General features: G+C 31.8%; 2 protein-coding genes. Both read right to left on the bottom strand.

Annotated elements, in window-relative coordinates; all coding sequences use genetic code 11:
* Nucleotides 1-272: 272 nt before the first annotated feature.
* Entirely contained in the window at nucleotides 273-1,712 is a 1,440-nt protein-coding gene (locus tag VFS71_RS12075; protein ID WP_326401538.1) for an MFS transporter, read from the bottom strand.
* A 195-nt stretch (nucleotides 1,713-1,907) separates the two neighbouring features.
* On the bottom strand, nucleotides 1,908-2,465 hold a 558-nt coding region (locus tag VFS71_RS12070), incomplete at its 5' end, for a LytTR family DNA-binding domain-containing protein (protein WP_326401537.1).

Genomic DNA, 2,465 nt, shown 5'->3' with positions numbered 1-2,465 from the left:
AAACAAATAATAAAAATATTCAGTTTACAGACTGCTGTATTCGGTTTGGAAATATTAATATAAAAAGTCCCATTTCATCACGAAATGGGACTTTTTTAGTTTTGTTGAAAATTGGATGAAAATTTGATATTTGATCCGATGTTCAAGTAAAATTTATATATGCGATTCTCAGTGATTTGAATTCTATAAAAAAATCCCATTCTGTCTTATTAGAATGGGATTTTTTATGCATTTATTTTTCTGTAAACCGTATACTGAAATCCGAAAACTTCTTAGTGTCCTCCTGATACTTTTTTATCAAAATCAATTCCATGTGCTTTTAAAATAGCACTTACTTTCCAAGCATAAAAAGCAAGATAAGCAAAACAAATGATACCAACGATATAGCTACTTTGTATTCCAACGAAATCAGCAACTTTACCTTGAAACACACTTACAAAACCACCACCCATAATCATCATAATAAGGAAGCTACTCCCTTGGCTGGTGTGTTTTCCTAATCCGCTTACTGCCAAAGTAAAGATACATGGCCATAATGTGCTACAAAATAAACCGACACTTGTAAAAGCATATACACTAATCATTCCGCTAGTTGTTATTCCTACAGCAGTAGCCAAAATTCCTAAACTAGAAAAAATTAGAAGCATTCTGGCTGGATTACCTTTACTGGCCATATCTGCTCCGATTAATACTAAAATTACTAAGCCGTAGATGTAAAAAGGAGTTAAATCGTGATTTGCCATTGCATTTACTGCTAAAAATACTACAAATGCCAGATAAGGTGCTAGAAATCTTAATATCTTTAGTAAGCTCATATTTTCTGTAAAAGCTTCAACTGCTCCAGTCCAACGACCAATCATTAAACTTGCCCAATATAAAGATATGTACGGAGCTACATCTTTGGTTAAAAAGCCTAATTTACTTTCCATATAAGCTGGTAAATTACTTGCTGTAGATACTTCAACACCAACATATAGAAATATAGCAATCATTCCCATGACCAATTGAGGATATTGCAAGGCGGATGTTTTTACTGATATTTTATCATGAGAATCATCTTCTTCAATTAATTCTGGTCGCTCTGGCAATGATGAGAATTTTAATAAAATAGCAACTACTAAAAATGCAAATCCTAACACTAGGTAAGGGATTTTTACGCTTTCAATACTTGCATCGGTGTTACCACTGGCACTTGAGCCAAAAATAGCAAAACTAACAATTAACGGCCCAATAGTAGTTCCAAAATTATTAATTCCTCCTGCTAATGTTAAACGTTGTGAACCTGTTTTAATTGGACCTAAAGCAATTGCCAATGGATTTGCAACTGTTTGTTGCAGTGAAAATCCCAATCCAACAATAAAAAGACCTGCTAACATTAATGCAAAAGAACCTGTATTAGCCGCAGGATAAAACAAAAGCGTACCCAAAGCAGATATAAGTAGTCCTAATGACAATCCATTTTTGTATCCAATTTTATTTACTAAATCTTCTTTTATCAAAACGGAGACTCCCATATAAATGAGAGAACCTACTGTATAAGCGATGTAAAAAGCAAAAGCTACCAATTGACTTTCACCTTGTGTTAAATCAAATGCTTTTTTGAAAACCGGGATAAGAATGTCGTTACTTGCAGCAACAAATCCCCAAAAGAAGAATACGATGACTAGGGGAATAAATTGTCCCCACTTGGTTTGTGAATTTTCTGAACTCATAATTTTTAAAAATTTAATTTTTTTTGGTTATTATTATTTTCTGATGCTGCAAGACTGTAAATATATTTGTTAAGAATTTCAAAAAAAAATTTTCTGATATAAAGTTTTTCACTTTTATATAAACGACATTATTTCGTCAACAAATGGCGATTTTGTTACTTTTTCTTGATTTATTCTCTAGGTTATGTGCAGAAATTATTCCAAGATTTTGCTTTTAACTTCTTTACTGTAATTTCGTCCAATGGGAATTGTATAAGAGGAAATTTGTATTCTATTGCCTTCAATTGATTTAACTTTATTTAATGCAATTGTATATGATTTATGAATGCGCATAAATCGATCAGTAGGCAATTCTTCGGTTAATGAAGTTAATGATTTATGAGTAATATAGGTTTTTTCGGGAGTGACAACTTTGATGTATTCTTTCATTCCTTCAACAAAAAGGATTTCATCAATATTGATTTTCACCATTTTTTTATCGACTTTGATAAAAAGGTGCGGTTCGATACGATGGTTTTCAATTTTGATATTATTTTTTAAATTGTATTCGGCTTCAATTTTGTGAATACATTTTATAAATCGTGGTAACGGAATGGGTTTTACTAAATAATCTAATACTTCCAAGTCATAGCTTTCGGCTGCAAATTCCCTAAAAGCTGTTGTAATGACAACTCGAGTTTTATTTTCAATTAAACTGATTAATTCAAAACCGGTCATCATAGGCATATTGATGTCTAGAAAAACGGCATCAAC

This window comes from Flavobacterium sp. (genome assembly GCF_035760125.1).
Classification (GTDB): Bacteria; Bacteroidota; Bacteroidia; order Flavobacteriales; family Flavobacteriaceae; genus Flavobacterium.
This window is presented reverse-complemented; position numbering and strand designations above follow the sequence as displayed.